Here is a 17,653-nt window from a genome sequence, read left to right on the forward strand (position 1 = left end):
TCGCCACAGCGCCGTAGCCTTGGCAGCACTTTCCTGAACTCAATGAGGTGTCATCATGCTCACGGGCAATCCAGCCGTTGCGGCCAGCGCCGAACAGCCAACGTCACTTTCCGGCCTGATGGTCGCGTTCCTGGCATTTTGCTGTGGCGCGGTCGTGGCCAATCTTTATTACGCACAGCCAATCGTCGAACTGATTGCGCCGCAGATCGGTCTGTCCAGCGCCAATGCCAGCCTGATCGTTTCGCTGACGCAGTTTGGTTATGCACTGGGCCTGTTGTTGCTGGTGCCGCTGGCCGATCTGATGGAAAACCGTCGGCTGGTGGTCGGCTTCACCCTGGCGGCCAGCGTCACGCTGTTGTGCGCCGGACTGACTCATTCGCCGTCGATGTTCCTCGTGTTGTCGTTACTGATCGGTCTGACCTCGGTGGCCGTGCAGATCCTCGTGCCGCTGGCGGCACACCTGGCACCCGAAGCGACCCGTGGCCGCGTCGTCGGCAATATCATGAGCGGTCTGCTGTTGGGGATTCTGTTGTCACGGCCACTGTCGAGCCTGTTGGTTGAAGTGTTCGGCTGGCGCGGGGTGTTTTACAGCGCGGCGGCCCTGATGGCTGTCATCGCTCTAATTACCGCCGTGGCACTGCCGCGTCGGTTGCCAACGCATAAAGCCACGTATGCCGCGCTGATCGGTTCGGTGTTCGCCTTGGCCCGGCGCTATCCGCTGTTGCGTCAGCGCTCGCTGTATCAAGGGCTGCTGTTTGCCAGTTTCAGCCTGTTCTGGACCCTTGCACCGATTGAACTGATGCGTCACCACGGCTTCACTCAGGCACAAGTCGCGATCTTTGCGCTGGTCGGTGCGGTGGGTGCCATTGCCGCGCCGATCGCCGGGCGTCTGGCCGATGCCGGGCATGGTCGGCGCGGCACGCTGGTCGCGTTGTTGCTGGCGCCGGTTTCGCTGCTGATCGCCGCACTCCCGGGCAGCGGCTATGTCTGGCTGGTGGTGTGCGCGGTGCTGCTGGATTTCGCCGTGCAATTGAACATGGTGCTCGGCCAGCGAGAGGTGTACGCCCTCGATCCGCACAGCCGTGCGCGCCTTAATGCGGTGTACATGACCAGTATTTTCGTCGGCGGCGCGCTGGGTTCGCTGGTCGCGAGCCCGTTATACGAGCATTTCGGCTGGAACCTGTCCGCTGTCGCGGTGGCGCTACTGCCAGCGCTGGCGCTCGGGTTGTTCCTGAGCCGCAAGGCCGATGTCTGAACATCCAGCAGGTGCGGCCGAGCACGGCGGCACAAGACGAAGGGCGAACAGTGATGCACAATCATCCGCGTTCCCTTTCGACCGGACCCCGCTTATGGACAAGTTGCTGGCACTGAAGATGTTTGTGGAAACCGTGCGCTGCGGGGGCTATTCCTCGGCAGCGCGCAAACTCGGGATATCTACCTCGTCAGTGACACGGCAAGTGGCCGGGCTGGAACACGAACTGGGCGCGAGCCTGCTCAATCGCACCACGCGCAACACCAGCGTGACCGTTGCCGGCCAGACCTATTTTGAAAAAGCCGTGGCGATTCTCGACGCGATCGACGAAGCCGATGCCGTTGTCGCCGATCGCGGCGCCGAAGCGCAGGGCCGTCTGCGCATCAGCGTGCCGGTGGAGTTCGGCCGACGCCTGATCGCGCCGCACTTGAGCCGCTTGCTCGAGCGGCATCCGGGTCTGGAGATCAGTCTGTCGCTGAGCGATCAGGTCAGCGACCTGCTCAGCGAGCAGATCGATGTTTCGGTGCGGCTGGGATCGTCGGTGGTCAGTGAAGACATCGTCAGCAAACGCGTGGGGCAGTTCGAGCGCTGGGTGGTGGCCAGTCCGGCGTATCTGGCTCGTAGCGCGGCGCTCTGTCATCCACGGGATTTACTGGAGCATCAATGCCTGCGTTTCGATTACGGCGGCACCCACCAGCACTGGACCTTTCAGAATGAAGACGCGCCCATTCAGCTCAATGTCCACGGGCGCCTGCAAAGTAATAACGCCGACATCCTGCGCGAAGCCGCTATCGGCGGCGGCGGGGTAACGCTGCTGGCCGACTGGCTGGTGCGCGACGACGTGGTAGCCGGCCGGTTGACCCGATTGCTCGAGCAGTACGAGGTCAATCCCGGCAGCGCCAGCACCTGCATCAATGCCTTGTATTTACCCAATCACCGTGGGTCCAGCCGGATCAATGTGTTTATCGACTTCCTGATGGAAATTCTCAGCCCGGCGGCCGCAACTACGCCCACCGCTTGATCCCTGTGGCTCAACGTCGCCCGGTCCGCGTACTCACATCCACCCAAACCGCCAACACCAAAATGCTGCCCTTAACGATCATCTGCCAATAGCTGTCGACGTCGAGCATCGACATGCCGTTGTCGAGGCTGGTGATGACCAGCGCGCCGAGGAGGGCGCCGTACACCGTGCCGGAACCGCCGCGCATGGAAGTACCGCCGATAAAGCACGCGGCGATGGCGTCGAGTTCGCCCATGCTCCCGGCCGAGGGCGAACCGGCGGCGAGGCGCGCGGTGTTGACCACGCCGGCGAGGGCGCACATCACACCCATGATCCCGAAGATCCACAGCTTCACCGCCTGCACATTGATCCCGGACAGGCGCGTCGCTTCCATGTTGCTGCCCACGGCATACACGCGGCGACCGAACACGGTCTGACTGGTCACGTAGCTGAACACCCCCAACAGAATCAGCAACAGCAAGACCGGCACGGGAATGCCGTCATAGCTGTTCAGCGTCTGCACGAAACCGGCGAGCACGGCGCCGATCACCAACACGCGGATGACGTCACGCGCCAACGAATGCGCCGCGAGGCCGTGCAGGGCGCGATTGCGCCGTTGTTTCCAGGTCAGGAACACCGTCAGCGCAAACAGCAAAATGCCCAGGCCCGTGCCGATTGCGTGGGGCAGGTAGCCCTGGCCGATGTAAACCAGCTCCGGCGACACCGGCGCAATGGTCGTGCCGCCGGTGATCCCCAGCAGAATCCCGCGAAAGGCCAGCATGCCACCCAGACCGACAATGAACGAGGGGATGCGCAGGTAAGCCGCCATGTAGCCATTGGCGAGTCCGATCATCAGGCCACACAGGGCGACCAGACTCAGATTCGCCAGCAGCGGAATGTGATAGACCACATCAAGAATCGCCGCGAGGCCACCGAGCAGGCCGAGCAACGAGCCGACCGACAAATCGATCTCGCCGCTGATGATCACCAGCACCATGCCGCAGGCGAGAATGCCGGTAATCGACATTTGCCGCAGCAGATTGGAAAGGTTGCGCGGAGTGAGGAATCCGCCCTCGGTCTGCCAGCTGAAGAACAGCCAGATCAGCACCACGGCAAACACCAGCGCGAGCATTTTGTAGCGGGTGAACAGTTGTTTGACCTGATTCATTTACGCGGATTTCCGATCATTATTGTTATGGCTGCCAGGCTGGCTGAGGGCGGCGGCGAGTACCTGTTCCTGCGTCAGCTCGTGATTGATGAAGTCGCCGCGCAACTGGCCTTCGCCGATCACCAGCACGCGGTCGGAAACGCCGAGTACTTCGGCCAGCTCCGACGAGACCATGATGATCGACACGCCGGCGGCGGCCAGGGCGCCCATCAACTTGTAGATTTCATATTTGGCGCCGACGTCCACACCTCGGGTCGGCTCATCGAGAATCAGCACCCGGGGTCTGGCCAGCAGCATCTTCGCCAGCACGGCTTTTTGTTGATTGCCACCCGACAGGCTGGTGATCGGCAGGAAAGGGCTGGCGGTCTTGAGGTGCAGGCGCGAGATTTCCTGATCGATGCAGCCCAGCTCGGCTTCGGTATCGATGCGGGTCAGTTTCGAGTAGTTGTCCAGCACGGCGAGGGTGATGTTCTGGCCGACGCCCAGGTCGGGAATGATGCCTTGGCGTTTGCGGTCCTCTGGCACCAGACACAGGCCGGCGCGGATGGATTTGAGCGGCGTGCGCGTGTCGATGGGTTGCCCGTCGAGCCAGACTTCGCCCTCGTGGCGACCGGGGTAAGCGCCGAACAGCGCAGTCACCAGTTCGGTGCGGCCAGCACCGACCAGTCCGGCGATGCCAAGGATTTCACCGCGTTTGAGAACGAAGGAAATATCGTCGACACGTTTGCGCTTGGGGTTGTCGACGTCGTAGCAGGTAATGTGCCGGGCCTCGAAAATCACCTCGCCAATATCGTGTGGCTCGGAGGGGTAGAGGTTGCTCATTTCCCGCCCGACCATCTGGGTGATGATCTGTGCAATATCCATGTCGGCCATGGCGGTGGTGGCGATGTGTTTACCGTCGCGAATCACCGAAATGGTGTCGCACACGGCGGCCACTTCATCGAGCTTGTGCGAGATGTAGACGCAGGCAACGCCTTTGGCTTTGAGGTCGCGGATGATGTCCAGCAACACCTCGATTTCCGAACGGCTCAAGGCTGACGAAGGCTCGTCGAGGATCAGCAGGCGGGCCTTTTTGTTCAGAGCCTTGGCGATCTCCACCAGTTGCTGATAGCCGCCGCCGTACTGCGAAACCGGCAGCGATACGTTCATGTCGGGGACTTTCAATTCGCGCATCAGCGCTTCGGCGCGGTGGATCATCGCCGGGTAGTTCATGCGACCGCCGGGCAGCGTCAGTTCATGGCCCATGAAAATGTTTTCGGCCACCGACAGGTCGGGCACCAGTGTCAGTTCCTGGTGAATGATGACGATGCCGGCGGCTTCCGTTTCGCTGATTGATTGCGCCCTGAGCGGTTGCCCGTCCCAGAGGATTTCACCGTCCCAGCTGCCGTGCGGGTAGACCGCCGAGAGGATCTTCATCAGCGTGGATTTGCCGGCGCCATTCTCGCCGCACAGGCCAACGCACTCGCCGGGTCTGACCTTGATGTCGATGCCGTTGAGCGCTTTGACACCGCCGAAGGTTTTGACGATGCCGTTCATTTGCAGCAGATAGTCGGACATGGACAGGGCTCGTATATCAAAGACTCACACACCACTGAACCTGGGTGGGAGCGAGCCTGCTCGCGAAAGCGTCAGTTCAGACAATGCTTCGTTGACTGACACACCGCATTCGCGAGCAGGCTCGCTCCCACAAGGGTTTTCGCATTACCGGAGATCACTTCCCGGCAATTTGCGCCTTGGTGTAGAAGCCGTCCTGTTCCAGCAGGTCGATGTTGTCCTTGGTCAGCGGGGTTGGCGTGAGCAGGATGGTGTCGACTTTTTTGCTGCCGTTGTCGTACTGCGAGGTGAAGGCAGGTTTCTCGTTGCGCGCCAGTTGCACCGAGAGCTTGGCCGCTTCGGAGGCGATCAGTTTCAATGGCTTGTACACGGTCATGGTTTGCGTGCCGGCGATCACGCGTTTGACCGCTGCAAGGTCAGCGTCCTGCCCGGAAATCGGCACCTTGCCGGCCAGTTGCTGCGCCGCCAGTGCCTGAATGGCACCACCGGCCGTGGCGTCGTTGGAGGCGACGATGCCGTCAATTTTGTTGTCGTTGCGGGTCAGGGCGTTCTCAACAATGCTCAGCGCTTCGGTCGGGTTCCATTCCTTGACCCACTGCTGGCCGACGATCTTGATATCGCCCTTGTCGATGGCCGGTTGCAGCACTTTCATCTGGCCTTCACGCAGGATCTTGGCGTTGTTGTCGGTGGGCGCACCACCGAGCAAAAAGTAATTGCCCTTGGGCGCGGCTTTCAACACGCCGCTGGCCTGCATCTCGCCAACCTTTTCGTTATCGAAGGAAATGTAGGCGTCGACATCGGCGTTGAGAATCAGCCGATCATAGGACACAACCTTGATCCCGGCTTTCTTCGCTTCGGCCACCGCGTTGGTTAGCACCGTGGCGTTGAACGGCACGATGACGATGACATCGACGCCCCGGGAAATGAGGTTTTCGATCTGCGAAATCTGCTTCTGCTCGTTGGCATCGGCCGATTGCACGAAGACCTTGGCGTCCATTTTTTCTGCTGCCGCGACAAAGTAATCACGGTCACGCGACCAGCGTTCCAGGCGCAGGTCATCAATGGAGAAACCGATTTTCGGGTGGGCTGCGTCAGCCATCACCGGCAGTGACAGCAGCGCCAGGGCAGAGGCCAACAGCGTGCGTTTAACGTTCTTCATGGTGGGGCGTCCTTTTATTGTTTTTGGAAAGACACGGCCTGACGATGAGTATCGGGCTGGTAAAACTGTAGAGAATCCGCAGACGCCGCAGGCACAGATTTGTCGTAGAAATGTCACCGCGTCGATGCGCCCGCAGACTCCCTGTGTGATCAGCGATAGATAAACCGGTTGACGATGTTCTCGAGCATTTCCTGCCGGCCGCTGACGGCTTGCGGGTTCAACTCGTTGGTAAACGCGTGCTCGGCCAACGACTCAAGGTTGAAGTCACCGGCCATCACCGCCTGCCCGAACGGCTGCTTCCAAGCGGCGTAGCGTTGATCCTTGAGCCGTTGCAGTTCGTCGTTCTGGACCATGGCGGCTGCGCGTTCCAGAGACAGGGCGAGCACGTCCATGGCGCCGACGTGGCCATGGAACAGGTCAATCTGATCGAGGCTTTGTCGGCGGACCTTGGAGTCGAAGTTGAAACCGCCATTCTTGAAACCGCCAGCCTTGAGAATTTCATAGGTGGCCAGGGTCATTTCTTCGACGCTGTTGGGGAATTGATCGGTGTCCCAGCCGTTCTGCGGATCACCCCGGTTGGCGTCGATGCTGCCGAAAATGCCCAGCGAGACCGCCGTCGCGATCTCGTGATGGAAACTATGCCCGGCCAAGGTTGCGTGGTTAGCCTCGATGTTGACCTTGATTTCGTGCTCCAGCCCGAACTGCTGCAGAAAACCGAACACGGTGGCGCTGTCGTAATCGTATTGGTGCTTGGTCGGCTCCTGCGGCTTCGGTTCGATCAGCAGGTCGCCGGTGAAACCGATCTTGTGCTTGTGCTCGACCACCATGCGCATAAAGCGGCCCAGCTGTTCGCGCTCACGCTTCAAGTCCGTGTTGAGCAAGGTTTCATAGCCTTCGCGACCGCCCCATAACACGTAGTTGGCGCCTTTCAGGCGATGGGTCGCGTTCATGGCGCTGAACACCTGGGCAGCGGCGCAGGCGAACACTTCCGGATCGGGGTTGCTCGCGGCGCCGGCAGCGAAACGCGGATTGCTGAAGCAATTGGCGGTGCCCCACAGCAGCTTGATGCCGCTGGCTTCCTGGTGTTGCTCGAGGTGATCAACCATCTGTGCGAAATGGTTGCGGTACTCCTTCAGAGAGCTGCCTTCCGGGGCGACATCCGTGTCATGGAAGCAGTAGTAGTCGATACCCAGTTTGGAGAAAAATTCGAAGGCGGCGGCTGCCTTGCCGATCGCCAGTTCCATCGGGTCGCCGGCGTGTTGCCATGGGCGCTTGAACGTCCCCGCGCCGAACACATCGGAACCCGGCCAGACGAACGTGTGCCAGTAACAGGCGGCCATGCGCAGGTGTTCGCGCATGGGTTTGCCGAGGATGAGTTTGTCGGCGTCGTAGTGACGAAAGGAGAGGGGAGAATCGCTGTCTGGACCTTCGAAGCGAATCGCATCGACATCGGGGAAATACTGCATGGACCTTGTCCTTGTTGTTCTTGGCGGTGTCTCGATACTAGCAACGGCCCCGACCCTGCTGATTATGAAAAACATCAACGCCGAGTGCGATTTTGCGTATTGAGCTTCTTCGGCCAGGCGCCTAGTCTGTGCCAATCGCCTCTGTGACAAGGGGCTCGGGACAAGCATAAAAACAATGAAAACCGTACCGCCTGTTCACCGCATCGCTCTGTTGTTCAACGGCAGCAAGATCTATGACCGTGGGATCATCAGCGGCATCGGCAACTACCTGAGCAGCACTCGTGCTTCTTGGGATCTGTTTCTGGAAGAGGACTTTCTCTGTCGTTTGAAAGGCATCGAGCGCTGGCAGGGTGACGGGATCATTGCCGATTTCGACGATCCGCTGATTGGCGAGGCACTGGCCGATATCCAGATGCCGGTCGTAGCGGTAGGGGGCTCGTACGAGGATAAACGCGCCTATCCGAAAGCGATTCCCTACGTCGCCACCGATAACAACGCGCTGATGACACTGGCTTACAAGCATTTGATAGAGGCAGGACTGCAACGTTTTGCCTGCTTCAGCCTGCCTGAAGCGCAAGCCAATCGTTGGGCGCAGGAGCGCGAAAAAGCCTTTCGCAAACTGATGAAACGCGATGGACTGCACGGCGAAATCTATCGCGGCATGGGCACCAGCGCACCGCTCTGGGACAGCGCCGTCGAACAACTGATCGCCTGGCTGCACAGCCTGCCCAAACCCATCGGCATCATCGCCGTCAGTGACGCCCGCGCCCGGCAATTGCTGCAAGCCTGCCTGACCGCCGGGATTGCCGTGCCGGAGCAAGTGGCATTGATTGGCATCGACAATGATCCGCTGACCCGCAGCCTGACCCGGGTGCCGCTGAGTTCGGTTATTCAGGGCACGGAAACCATGGGCCGAACTGCCGCGCAATTGCTTCACCAGATGCTGCACGGCATGCCGTCCACCGGCACGCAGATCCTGATCCCGCCGGATGCGGTCAACGTGCAGGTGTCGAGTTTGCACCAGCCATTGGGCAATCCGTACGTCATGCAAGCACTGCTGTTTATCCGACAATATGCTTGCCAGGGCATCAAAACGGCGCAGGTCGCGGCTTATGTCGGTGTTTCGCGTTCGTCACTTGAAGCGCATTTTCGTGCTGAGCGTAGTTGCAGCGTGCATGACGAGATTTTGCGTTTCAAACTGGCAGCGGCCACCCGCGGATTGAAAAATACTGACTCGGTGATTGCCGACGTTGCGCGCAGTTGTGGGTTTAAATCTGCGCAGTATTTGCACACGGTGTTTCGAAGGGAGTTTGGTTGTACGCCGCGTGAGTATCAGCAAGGGGCGGGAATGCGTTAAACAACGATGCAGGTGGTTGCTGAGATCTACAGATGCTGATGGATTGGCGAAATAGAAACGGACGTTGTTGCAAGGGCGTGTAGCGTAATACATCATTTAACATAATATACATTACACGTAACAAGATATTACGAGACCAGCCCCGTTGCACAGTGGATTTCAACCTATAGAATCGCCCTGAATCCGATCCACAGCTTTTCCTTGAATTCGACGGCGCTCAACCCTCGTCACGCGTCAGCTTTTCAATCAGCGCTCGATGCTGTGGGAATTGCTGTGTGAGTTTCTGCCGATCACCCATTTCCATATCGGCAAAATCAAATCCTGGCGAAACGGCTTCGCTGATCAGCCCAAATCCGTTTTCGCCTTCGAGCAACCGCGAAGCTTTCCATATTCCACCCGGCACGTGTAATTGCAAAAGCTGTCCTGCCAGAATGTCGGTGCCCATCACTAATGTATGCAACGAGCCATCAGCATGAATCAGGCTGTACTCAATGGCGTCGCCCAGGTGGAAATAATGCAGGATGTCGGATCGATTGAAATGAAACTGGCCCACCGGCGATTGCTGATCCAGCAGATAGTAAATCGAGGTCATCAGATACCGTGGGCCGCTGGAGGTTTCGAGTGGGTCGCGATGATCGGCCTGATAGGTTCTACGGAAATAGCCACCTTCGAGGTGAGGCTGCAGATCCAACGTTCCAATAATGTCTCCAGCTTTGGCTTTACGCTTGATCATGGTCACTTCTCCGTCGAATATGCCGCTAACTTTCGTTAACTCGACTAAACGACCATTTAGTGTAGTTAAACATGATTTCTAATAAATATAGATCCATGCTCGTGCCACTGCTTTTGAAATTCACTACGCCGGTGGCATCTCCAGGCAATCATGACGGAGCCGCCCTACCCTCAATGCAAACCTCATCAGGTGGAGTTAAAAGGCAACTCGGTGACTATCGCGCCGGTACTCCCTCGATCAAATAGACATCGGTCTTGGCTGAGCGCTGGCGGATTTTCCTCAGTTCGGTGTACTGCGCAGAGTTGTACCAAGCCTGGGCTTTCTCGACGCTCGCAAACTCGATGACAACACGGCGTCGCTTTGGCGCTTCACCTTCAAGTGAAATGGTCTTCCCGCCACGCACGATGAAATGCCCTCCATAGGGTTTGAAGGTTGATTCAACCTGAGCACTGTAAGGCTTCATCCCCTCCGGATCGGTAACCTCAAACTCGGCGACATAATAGGCCGGTGGTGCTGCCGCATAGTCGTCCGAAGCCATTACGCGACAACTGCCCGCCGCAAAAGACGCCAGTCCCGCCATTGCAATTGCCATCACCTTTAAATTTTTCATCACTTTGCTCCATTGAAAAACCAGCTTGCCCAGCGCGCAAATCTCTTTCGAACTAGCTGATTACGGGCCAGGCCGGGGGCTAAGTTCGATTGGTGTGGATTCAATCAAGCGCTTCGACACAATCATCGACTGCGTGGTGACAGCGTACTTTTTGAAGTGCGGCGATTCGATATGGCTTCGGTATGCCGAGTCGCTGGCGTAGATTTCGAAGAAATGAAACCAATTTGGGCGGTCGACTTCGGCGACAGCGTAGATTGATATGACGCCCGGCTCTGTTCGAGTCGACTCTGAGATTTCTTCTTTGACTGCGGCTTGATAGGCCGCAATCTGTGCAGGATCGATTTCGAGTTGCGCGATGCGCACCACTAGGCCATTTTCTTCGGCGGCCAGCGCTTGTCCTGCCAGTAATCCAGCCAATGCGACCACTCCTAATAAACGTTTGCCCATCAGTTTTCCCTCTCTTTCACTGCAGCCGCGCATACGCCACCACATAATCACCCTTCTGCGTCGTGGCTGAGTTACCGCCAGCGCTGACGACTAGATATTGTCGGCCACTTTTTGGCGAAACGTACGTCATCGGCGTTGCCTCGGCCCCGACTGGCAACCGCCCTTTCCACAGCTCCTTGCCGCTACGAACATCAAAAGCGCGGATGTAAAAGTCCTGCGCTGCGGCGATGAACACCAAACCATTGGACGTGTAATTGGCCCACCGCGGGATGGGCGCGGACGAGCGACCCCATCAGGAGATTCTACGGATCACATAAGCGTATTTTGATGAATTTCCCTCATCAAACTATCGCATCAGCCTCATCAGTTGATCCCGCTGGGAAAGGGTCGGATTAAAATCGAGGCGGTATCTATATCAGACGGACCGTTATCCCACGGCTCCTATGCAATACAGACTGTCAGGTGGGTGATTCATCGCCCGAAAGCACCTGCCGCGGTGCGAAGATCCTCGTTTACCCCTACCGTTAGTCGGATATTTCTGAGGGGGTTAGCGCAACAGCTAGCCTGCAGCCTGGCGTCAGGGATAACGCTGATCATTCGGTCCATGAAGGGCCAGTACGCCTCGTCGTCCCGACGCTTTATCTGCTGAGGAGACGATAATGAAAATAACCCTGAAACGGTTGGCGTGCCTGGGTGCAAGTTTCACCAGCGCGCTCGCCATGGCCGATGCGGCCGGCCCGCCGGTGCTGTTAGCTGCGATTCCCCACGACGTCACCGCCACCCCCCCTTCACTCTGGACAGCCTGCAAAACGATTTCGACGTGCTTTCGTGGCAGACGTTCGTCGCCCTGAACTGGCCCGCCAACGCTGACGGCAGCGCCAACACCTCGGCGAAGATCGGCGCGCCGGGGCAGACGGTGTGGGAATCGTGGAAAGAGAGCTACGAGATTTTCCTGCCCCAAGGCCAGAAACCGGTCGCCTGGAACCAGAAGGCGCCGCTACCCGCCGCCTGCCAAGGCAAGGGTGACCTGCCCGTACTGCAACAGATGGGCAAGGTTGCCGGTGTGCTCGACGAGATCATCCAGCCGTTCAAGACCGGCCCACTGGTTGATCAGAGCGGCACCTACACGCGCAACGCGATCATGGTCAACCAGCCGATGTTCGATGACATCGTCAACAATGGCCTGTACAGCAAGGAAGGCCAGCAAGCGTTCCTGAGCAAGGCCGACAACCACATCGCCTTCGCCTGCGGTTCGAAAGAGGCAAAGCAGGTCGGCGCGATCATGGTCAAGTCGGCCTGGAAAGTGCTCGATGGCAGTGACAAGCCGGGGGATTTCCACGCCGCCGACGCGCTGGTCTACACCCCCGGCAACGCCGACCCGAACAAGGGCGCGGTGATCCCCGAGTCGTGCAGCAAGCAAAAGGTCGGGCTGGTCGGCCTGCACATCGTGCACAAGACCAAAGATGCGCCGCAGTGGGTGTGGTCGAGCTTCGAGCACGTGCGCAACGTGCCGGAAAAGACCACGCCGATCAACGATCGCAAAGGCCCCTACCTGTTCTACGACGCAAATGCCAGCGACCGCCCGGTGAACGAACCGCCCGCGCAGCCGTGGGACCCGTCGAAGAAGGCCACGCCTTCGCAGATCGTGCGGGAAGTTCCGCTCACCGCCGCAACCCACCAGCTCAACGCACAGTGGCAAGGTGCGCTCAAGGGCACTGTGTGGGCCAACTACCAGTTGATCAGCACACAGTGGCCGACCGTACGCGCCGATGACTGCCAAGTTCCATCGCCAACCAACCCGCTGGGCACGCCTGCGCCGAACTTCCTGGCCAACGCCACGCTGGAAACCTACAACCAGGGCACTACGCCGCAGGCTTCGTCCAGTTGCATGGAATGCCATAACAACGCGACCACCCGCGTGACCCAGTCACCGCGCACCAGCTTCGCCGATTTCACCTTCCTGCTTGAACGTGCCCAATCCACCGGCGCCAAGGAGTGATGCCATGAGCGACCCGAACCTGAAGAACTTCATCGACCTGTCCGCCACGCTCACCGGCCTTGCGGCCGACAAGCTCGCGCCGCGCGTCGACCCGATCAACCTGCCTCCGCTGTTCTTCGCCACTGCCCAGCAAGGGATGGGCACCGTAGCGTTCAGCAACCTGCTGGAGCTGTACGCCAGCCTCAAGAACCAGTCAGATCAGCAGATTGCCAGCCTCAAGGGCCAATCAGATCAGAAAATCGCCGACCTCAAGGGTCAATCAGATCAGCAAATCGCCAGCCTCAAGAGCCAGGCAGACCAGCAAATTGCCAGCCTCAAGAGCCAACTAGATCAAAAAAACGCGAGTGCCATACTCGGCCATTCGGATCAGCAGATCGCCCAAGGCGCCCGCTCGATCATGAAGCTGTGGCTGCTCGGCAGCTGGTACCAGCCTTATGACCAAGGCAACGCCCACAAGGATGCCGTCCGTGTGGTCTCCGACCAGGCCTACAAGGAAAGCTGGGCGTGGAAGATCGCCCAGTCCCACCCCATGGGCTACAGCCAGTACCATTTCGGCTACTGGGCCGAAGAGCCACCGACCCTCAAGCAATTCACCGGTGTCGACGCCAAGGAAGGGAAGCAGCCATGAGCAATCTACAAACCCAGAACATCGAAACCGCCGATGTGATTGTCGTGGGCGCCGGTATGGCCGGCAGCGTCATGGCCTACCAGTTAGGTCTGGCTGGCTTGAAAGTTCTGGTGCTCGAGTCGGGCCCGGCGATTCCGCCTAACCGCAGCGAGTACCTGGAGCGCTTCTACACCGCCGTGCTCAAGTCGCCGGAGTCGCCATACCCCCCCGAGCAGTCCGAGCAGACTCCGGCCAAGCAGTTCGCGCCACGAGCGACCATTCAGGACCTGATTACGGCCGGCAGCACAGACAAGGACAAGGCGCAGAAGAGCTATTTGGTGCAGCAGGGCAAGCAGCTGTTCGCCAGTACCTACGAGCGAGTAGGCGGCGGCACTATGTGGCACTGGATGGGCACGGCCCTGCGCCTGCTGCCCAACGACTTTCGCATGCAGAGCGTGTACAAGGTCGGAGTGGACTGGCCGATCAGCTACGACGACCTGCAGACCGCCTACTGCCGCGCCGAGGAAGAGATGGGCGTGTCCGCCGATGTCGCCTCGCAGTCCTACCTGGGCGTGACCTTCCCCAAAGGCTACGAATACAGCATGCACGGCATCCCCCCGTCGCTGGTTGACCAAGGCCTGAGCAAAAACGTCACGGGCAAGGTGTACCAGAGCCCGGAGAAGGCGCCCGACGGCAAGCCGTACCCGGGTGTCACTCTCAACGTCCGGCAGACCCCGGCCGGGCGCAACTCGCAGAACGACAACGGCCGCCGGGTGTGCGCCGGCAACACCAGCTGCACGCCGATCTGCCCGATCCAGGCCAAGTATGACGCCACCGTGACCATGGCCAAGGCGCTGGATACCGGCAACGTGCGCATCCTCTATCAGAGTGTGGCGAGCAGGGTGAAGGTCGATGCCAGCGGCGTTACCGGTATCGAGTACATCCAGTACCAGAACGACGGCACGCGCCAGAACGGCGAGGCTCAGGGTAAACGCTACGTGATCGCCGCCCACGCGATCGAAACGCCGAAACTGCTGCTCAACTCGGTCAGCCCGGACAGCCCCCACGGCGTCGCCAACAACAGCTTGCAGGTCGGCCTGGGGTTGTCCGACCACCCGGTGTACCTGGCTTGGGGCCTGATGCCCGAAGGCAAGCCGTTGTTCCCGTTCCGCGGGCCACTGTCCACCTCGGGGATCGAGGACATGCGCGATGGCCCGTTCCGCAGCCAGCGCGCCGCCTGGCGTATCGAGATCGGCAACGAGGGCTGGAACTGGTCGGCGAATGATCCGTACAACACGGTCTGCGATTTCATCGACGGCAGCAACAACGGCGGCGCTAACCCCAAGAATCTGGCGTTGTCCGGCGAGGCACTGGTGCGGCAGCTCAACAGCGTGCTGACCCGCCAGTTCCGCCTGGGATTCCTGGTCGAGCAGTTGGAGAAAGACCCAGACAAGGCGATCTGCCGGGTGGAGCCGTCCAAGACGCTCACCGATGGCTTGGGCCTGCCTCGGCCGCAGATCACCTACGAATTATCCGAATACACCATGGAGGGTTTCAAGCAGGCGCGCCTGGCCGCCACGCATATCATCACCAAACTGATGTGCGCCACCGAGCTGACCAAATTCGCGGCCAAGGTGGAGCCGGCACCGCAGACGGTGTTCGAGTATCACGGCGAACAATATCCTTTCTTCGGCGCCGGCCACCTGATGGGCACTTACCGCATGGGCACGGACAGCAAGAAGTCGGTAGTAAACAAGGACCAGCGCAGTTGGGACCACCCCAATCTCTTCCTGGTTGGTGCCGGCGTATTCCCCACCACCGGCACCGCCAACCCGACCTTGACCATCACCGCGCTGACCTTTCAGGCCGCTGACGTAATCGCCAGTGATCTGCTCAAGCATACCGTGCAGGTGCAGGCCGACCAGGCCTGGCAGGGCACCGGCGTGCAAGTCAACGGGCAGAGCTGGCAACTGGCGGTTTGCACTGGTGGGCAGTGGACGGCCAACCCGGCGACAGGCATGGTCAGCGCGGCGGGCAATCCAAGGTTGATCGCCAAGCCCGGGTATACCTTGCCCGGTCAACTGGAAGGGGCGTTGATTGGGCGTATCGGCAGCAGCGGCGTACCGTTCCTGGTCGGCAACCAAGCGCAACTGCCGCGTGGCCAGCAGGGCGAGTTGCAATTGTGCATCAATGACGACCTGGACAGGCGTTACGGGGCTGGCGTGAGCGATAACCAAGGCAGCCTGTCGGTGGAGGTGCGTTTCGGGGCGGTGTAGGCCCTGTCATACCAACCCCACAGTGCTGCGGCTATGCCGCAGTAATGTGGGGTTGCTCTCTCTGGCCAGGTGAATCAATAACTCTTAAAGCTGCTTCATATCGCTATTTCCCACCGAGACTCCCTCCCCCATCGACGCTGATCACCTGGCCCGTTACGAAGGATGCCCCCTCGCTCAGCAGGAAGGTAATCAGCGAGGCCACTTCTGATGGCGTGCCCAGTCTTTGCATCGGAATCGTGGACAGTATCTGACGCTCACCCTCGCTTCCCACGGGTCGGTTTTTTCGCAAAAGCTCGGTGTCTATAGGGCCCGGTGCGACTGCATTGACCGTAATGCCAGTGGGCGCCAACTCAAGTGCCCACGTGCGCGTGATACCCACCAATGCGCTTTTTGCGGCAGCGTAAGCGGTTCTGTCCCGGGCTCCAAAAATGGCACGGCTGCAGACATTCACGATGCGTCCTGCAGACGATCGCTTCAGAGACGGCAAGCAAGCTTGGGTGATTTGTACCGAGGCTCTGACATTCAGGTCAAAAACTTTCTGGAGTGTTTCAAGTTCCAGCGTTTCCAGACTTTGTGGAGACGCAACACCTGCGTTATTGACGACGGCATCAATAGAGGTCCGCTCCAGGAGTTTCTCAAGCATTTCCCTCGTTTGCTGAGCATCGCTTAAATCACAGAGCAACAGCTTCCCGGGAAAATCATCAACCGGATGCCTGGCAATGCCGACCACATTCCAGCCTGCCTGATACAACTGAGTACTGAGTGCAAAACCGATTCCTTTGGTGGCACCAGTGACCAGTGCCGTTCGGCTGTTGTTCATGGTTACCCTCTCATCTTCCCACGCCAGACCTTTTGATAACACTTTCAGAACCCTATCCGACAGACAGGCTTTTCTTGGTATTCGAGACACGATCTCGAGGCGGCTCGTCCAACAGCCGTTTATATTCCCGGCCAAATCGATGGGCGCTTTCATCGAAGCTGGCTACGCCAAGGCATCAAAGCTTTTTGCTTTGAAGCCAGTTATCAATGGCAATCACGAGTTCTGACTTGCACTCCAGCGGCAGCCAGTGCGCGCCTGGCAGGCTCGTTATGGTGAGGTCTGCACAAGCCGCCCGCATCGGGTCGCCCAATCGATTGCCCTTGATGTTGTTCATCTGATCGTAGTCGCCGTTCACGAACAGCACAGGCAATGACAACCTGCCGCCATCCGGCGCGCGACGAGCGTAGGCGATGTTGGCGTCATCGTTTAGATACCATGCGCAGGGAGAGCGGAAGCCTCGCTCCTCGAATGCCTGCACCAGTACGGAGAAGTCCGTCACTGGCCAGAGCGCCAGATCAGGCTGCGTAGGCGGCGCACGATGACTGACGCCGAACCGCCCTCCTTTGCGTGTCACTTCGGCATTCGACGCGATCTGGCCAATATTCTCCGGGTCTCCACGTCGATAAATCGAAGCCAGCGATGCCGCTTTGTCCGCGTCCAGATCAGCGACGGCGGATGCGAAGTGCGTGTTGTAGTAGCGGTAATAGTCCCATTGACCATCAGGATACTGATTGGCTGGATAGATCGCCCGATCAACCAGTGGAATCAGCGTCGACAATGCGTTCGTGTCGGGGAAATACGGCACGGAAATCAGCACCACGCCGCGACTGCGCTGTGGTTCATGAGCCACCAATTCACCGGCCACAACACTGCCCCAATCGTGGCCAACCCAGACAGCGGGCTTGCCGTCGAGATGATCATGAAGTTCGGCCATGTCCGCCACGATTTTTTCCATCGTATATTCACCGGTGGATTCTGGCGCGGCAGAACGGCCATAGCCGCGCATATCCGGTGCAACGCAGTGCCAGCCTTTTGCAGCGAACGCTTCCATCTGCGCGCGCCAGACCAGGCTAATCTCCGGCCAACCATGCAGGAACATCATCAGCGGCCCGTCGTCTGGCCCGGACTCCAAGTAATGCGTCGTATGGCGCGAGGTACTGAAAATGCGTGAGGTCAGCGTGAGTGTGGACATGAGACTCCCCTGC

15 protein-coding genes and 1 pseudogene are annotated in these 17,653 nt (G+C 59.2%); 6 read left to right on the forward strand and 10 right to left on the reverse strand.

Translation table 11 applies throughout. The annotated features are described in order from the left end of the window. The first annotated feature begins 55 nt into the window (after positions 1 to 55). Positions 56 to 1,255, forward strand: coding sequence for an MFS transporter (locus L8H52_RS19735; protein ID WP_242208298.1), 1,200 nt, complete (start codon positions 56 to 58; stop codon positions 1,253 to 1,255). Positions 1,256 to 1,349: 94 nt separating this feature from the next. Next, entirely contained in the window at positions 1,350 to 2,273 is a 924-nt protein-coding gene (locus L8H52_RS19740) for a LysR family transcriptional regulator (protein ID WP_242208297.1), read from the forward strand. 10 nt (positions 2,274 to 2,283) lie between these two features. Here L8H52_RS19740 and L8H52_RS19745 read toward each other — a convergent pair whose 3' ends face one another. The 4 genes from L8H52_RS19745 to xylA form a co-directional block, all read right to left on the reverse strand. Beyond that, complete coding sequence (locus L8H52_RS19745) at positions 2,284 to 3,420, reverse strand: sugar ABC transporter permease (protein WP_242208296.1); 1,137 nt, start codon at positions 3,418 to 3,420, stop codon at positions 2,284 to 2,286. After that, on the reverse strand, positions 3,421 to 4,977 hold the full coding sequence (xylG, locus tag L8H52_RS19750; RefSeq protein WP_242208295.1) for a D-xylose ABC transporter ATP-binding protein: 1,557 nt from the start codon (positions 4,975 to 4,977) through the stop codon (positions 3,421 to 3,423). Between the two features lie 154 nt (positions 4,978 to 5,131). Further along, entirely contained in the window at positions 5,132 to 6,133 is a 1,002-nt protein-coding gene (gene xylF, locus L8H52_RS19755; protein ID WP_242208294.1) for a D-xylose ABC transporter substrate-binding protein, read from the reverse strand. A gap of 149 nt (positions 6,134 to 6,282) precedes the next feature. Then, positions 6,283 to 7,599 carry a xylose isomerase gene (gene xylA, locus L8H52_RS19760; protein WP_242208293.1) on the reverse strand — a complete coding sequence of 439 codons (1,317 nt, stop codon included), beginning with the start codon at positions 7,597 to 7,599 and terminating at the stop codon, positions 6,283 to 6,285. Between the two features lie 175 nt (positions 7,600 to 7,774). Between xylA and L8H52_RS19765 the strand changes: the two genes are divergently transcribed. Then, on the forward strand, positions 7,775 to 8,956 hold the full coding sequence (locus L8H52_RS19765; protein WP_242208292.1) for a XylR family transcriptional regulator: 1,182 nt from the start codon (positions 7,775 to 7,777) through the stop codon (positions 8,954 to 8,956). A 217-nt stretch (positions 8,957 to 9,173) separates the two neighbouring features. Here the strand turns inward: L8H52_RS19765 and L8H52_RS19770 are convergent, their stop codons facing one another. From L8H52_RS19770 to L8H52_RS19785, 4 genes are all read right to left on the reverse strand, one after another. Then, complete coding sequence (locus L8H52_RS19770) at positions 9,174 to 9,689, reverse strand: cupin domain-containing protein (RefSeq protein WP_242208291.1); 516 nt, start codon at positions 9,687 to 9,689, stop codon at positions 9,174 to 9,176. Between the two features lie 214 nt (positions 9,690 to 9,903). After that, the gene (locus tag L8H52_RS19775; RefSeq protein WP_242208290.1) at positions 9,904 to 10,299 is read right to left on the reverse strand and encodes a DUF1330 domain-containing protein; all 396 of its coding nucleotides are present in this window, start codon (positions 10,297 to 10,299) and stop codon (positions 9,904 to 9,906) included. A 60-nt stretch (positions 10,300 to 10,359) separates the two neighbouring features. Then, the gene (locus L8H52_RS19780; RefSeq protein ID WP_242208289.1) at positions 10,360 to 10,746 is read right to left on the reverse strand and encodes a putative quinol monooxygenase; all 387 of its coding nucleotides are present in this window, start codon (positions 10,744 to 10,746) and stop codon (positions 10,360 to 10,362) included. 16 nt (positions 10,747 to 10,762) lie between these two features. Then, positions 10,763 to 10,981, reverse strand: a complete 219-nt coding sequence (locus L8H52_RS19785; protein WP_242208288.1) for a hypothetical protein — start codon at positions 10,979 to 10,981, stop codon at positions 10,763 to 10,765. Positions 10,982 to 11,405: 424 nt separating this feature from the next. Here L8H52_RS19785 and L8H52_RS19790 point away from each other — a divergent pair. The 3 genes and pseudogenes from L8H52_RS19790 (at position 11,406) to L8H52_RS19800 (ending at position 15,628) form a co-directional block, all read left to right on the forward strand. Next, a pseudogene (locus tag L8H52_RS19790) lies at positions 11,406 to 12,745 on the forward strand (cytochrome C). A gap of 4 nt (positions 12,746 to 12,749) precedes the next feature. Then, complete coding sequence (locus tag L8H52_RS19795) at positions 12,750 to 13,373, forward strand: sorbitol dehydrogenase (RefSeq protein ID WP_242208287.1); 624 nt, start codon at positions 12,750 to 12,752, stop codon at positions 13,371 to 13,373. Beyond that, positions 13,370 to 15,628: a GMC family oxidoreductase gene (locus L8H52_RS19800; RefSeq protein ID WP_242208286.1), complete on the forward strand. Its 2,259-nt coding sequence runs from the start codon at positions 13,370 to 13,372 to the stop codon at positions 15,626 to 15,628. Before L8H52_RS19795 ends, L8H52_RS19800 begins: the two co-directional genes overlap by 4 nt. Positions 15,629 to 15,731: 103 nt before the next feature. On the opposite strand, the gene L8H52_RS19805 is transcribed toward L8H52_RS19800, so the two are convergent. Together L8H52_RS19805 and L8H52_RS19810 are read right to left on the reverse strand one after the other, a co-directional pair. Further along, on the reverse strand, positions 15,732 to 16,448 hold the full coding sequence (locus L8H52_RS19805; protein ID WP_242208285.1) for an SDR family oxidoreductase: 717 nt from the start codon (positions 16,446 to 16,448) through the stop codon (positions 15,732 to 15,734). Positions 16,449 to 16,623: 175 nt separating this feature from the next. After that, positions 16,624 to 17,640 (reverse strand): alpha/beta hydrolase, encoded by a 1,017-nt coding sequence (locus L8H52_RS19810; RefSeq protein WP_242208284.1) that lies wholly within the window; start codon positions 17,638 to 17,640, stop codon positions 16,624 to 16,626. Positions 17,641 to 17,653: the final 13 nt, after the last annotated feature.

The sequence above is a fragment of the Pseudomonas sp. CROZ-RG-20F-R04-15 genome (assembly GCF_022662375.1).
Taxonomy (GTDB): domain Bacteria; phylum Pseudomonadota; class Gammaproteobacteria; order Pseudomonadales; family Pseudomonadaceae; genus Aquipseudomonas.

Excerpts from the sequence above, each read along its gene's own strand:
- L8H52_RS19735 (WP_242208298.1), top strand. The coding sequence starts at position 56 with ATGCTCACGGGCAATCCAGCCGTTGCGGCCAGCGCCGAACAGCCAACG.
- L8H52_RS19740 (WP_242208297.1), top strand. The coding sequence starts at position 1,350 with ATGGACAAGTTGCTGGCACTGAAGATGTTTGTGGAAACCGTGCGCTGC.
- L8H52_RS19745 (WP_242208296.1), bottom strand. The coding sequence starts at position 3,420 with ATGAATCAGGTCAAACAACTGTTCACCCGCTACAAAATGCTCGCGCTG.
- xylG (WP_242208295.1), bottom strand. The coding sequence starts at position 4,977 with ATGTCCGACTATCTGCTGCAAATGAACGGCATCGTCAAAACCTTCGGC.
- xylF (WP_242208294.1), bottom strand. The coding sequence starts at position 6,133 with ATGAAGAACGTTAAACGCACGCTGTTGGCCTCTGCCCTGGCGCTGCTG.
- xylA (WP_242208293.1), bottom strand. The coding sequence starts at position 7,599 with ATGCAGTATTTCCCCGATGTCGATGCGATTCGCTTCGAAGGTCCAGAC.
- L8H52_RS19765 (WP_242208292.1), top strand. The coding sequence starts at position 7,775 with ATGAAAACCGTACCGCCTGTTCACCGCATCGCTCTGTTGTTCAACGGC.
- L8H52_RS19770 (WP_242208291.1), bottom strand. The coding sequence starts at position 9,689 with ATGATCAAGCGTAAAGCCAAAGCTGGAGACATTATTGGAACGTTGGAT.
- L8H52_RS19775 (WP_242208290.1), bottom strand. The coding sequence starts at position 10,299 with ATGAAAAATTTAAAGGTGATGGCAATTGCAATGGCGGGACTGGCGTCT.
- L8H52_RS19780 (WP_242208289.1), bottom strand. The coding sequence starts at position 10,746 with ATGGGCAAACGTTTATTAGGAGTGGTCGCATTGGCTGGATTACTGGCA.
- L8H52_RS19795 (WP_242208287.1), top strand. The coding sequence starts at position 12,750 with ATGAGCGACCCGAACCTGAAGAACTTCATCGACCTGTCCGCCACGCTC.
- L8H52_RS19800 (WP_242208286.1), top strand. The coding sequence starts at position 13,370 with ATGAGCAATCTACAAACCCAGAACATCGAAACCGCCGATGTGATTGTC.
- L8H52_RS19805 (WP_242208285.1), bottom strand. The coding sequence starts at position 16,448 with ATGAACAACAGCCGAACGGCACTGGTCACTGGTGCCACCAAAGGAATC.
- L8H52_RS19810 (WP_242208284.1), bottom strand. The coding sequence starts at position 17,640 with ATGTCCACACTCACGCTGACCTCACGCATTTTCAGTACCTCGCGCCAT.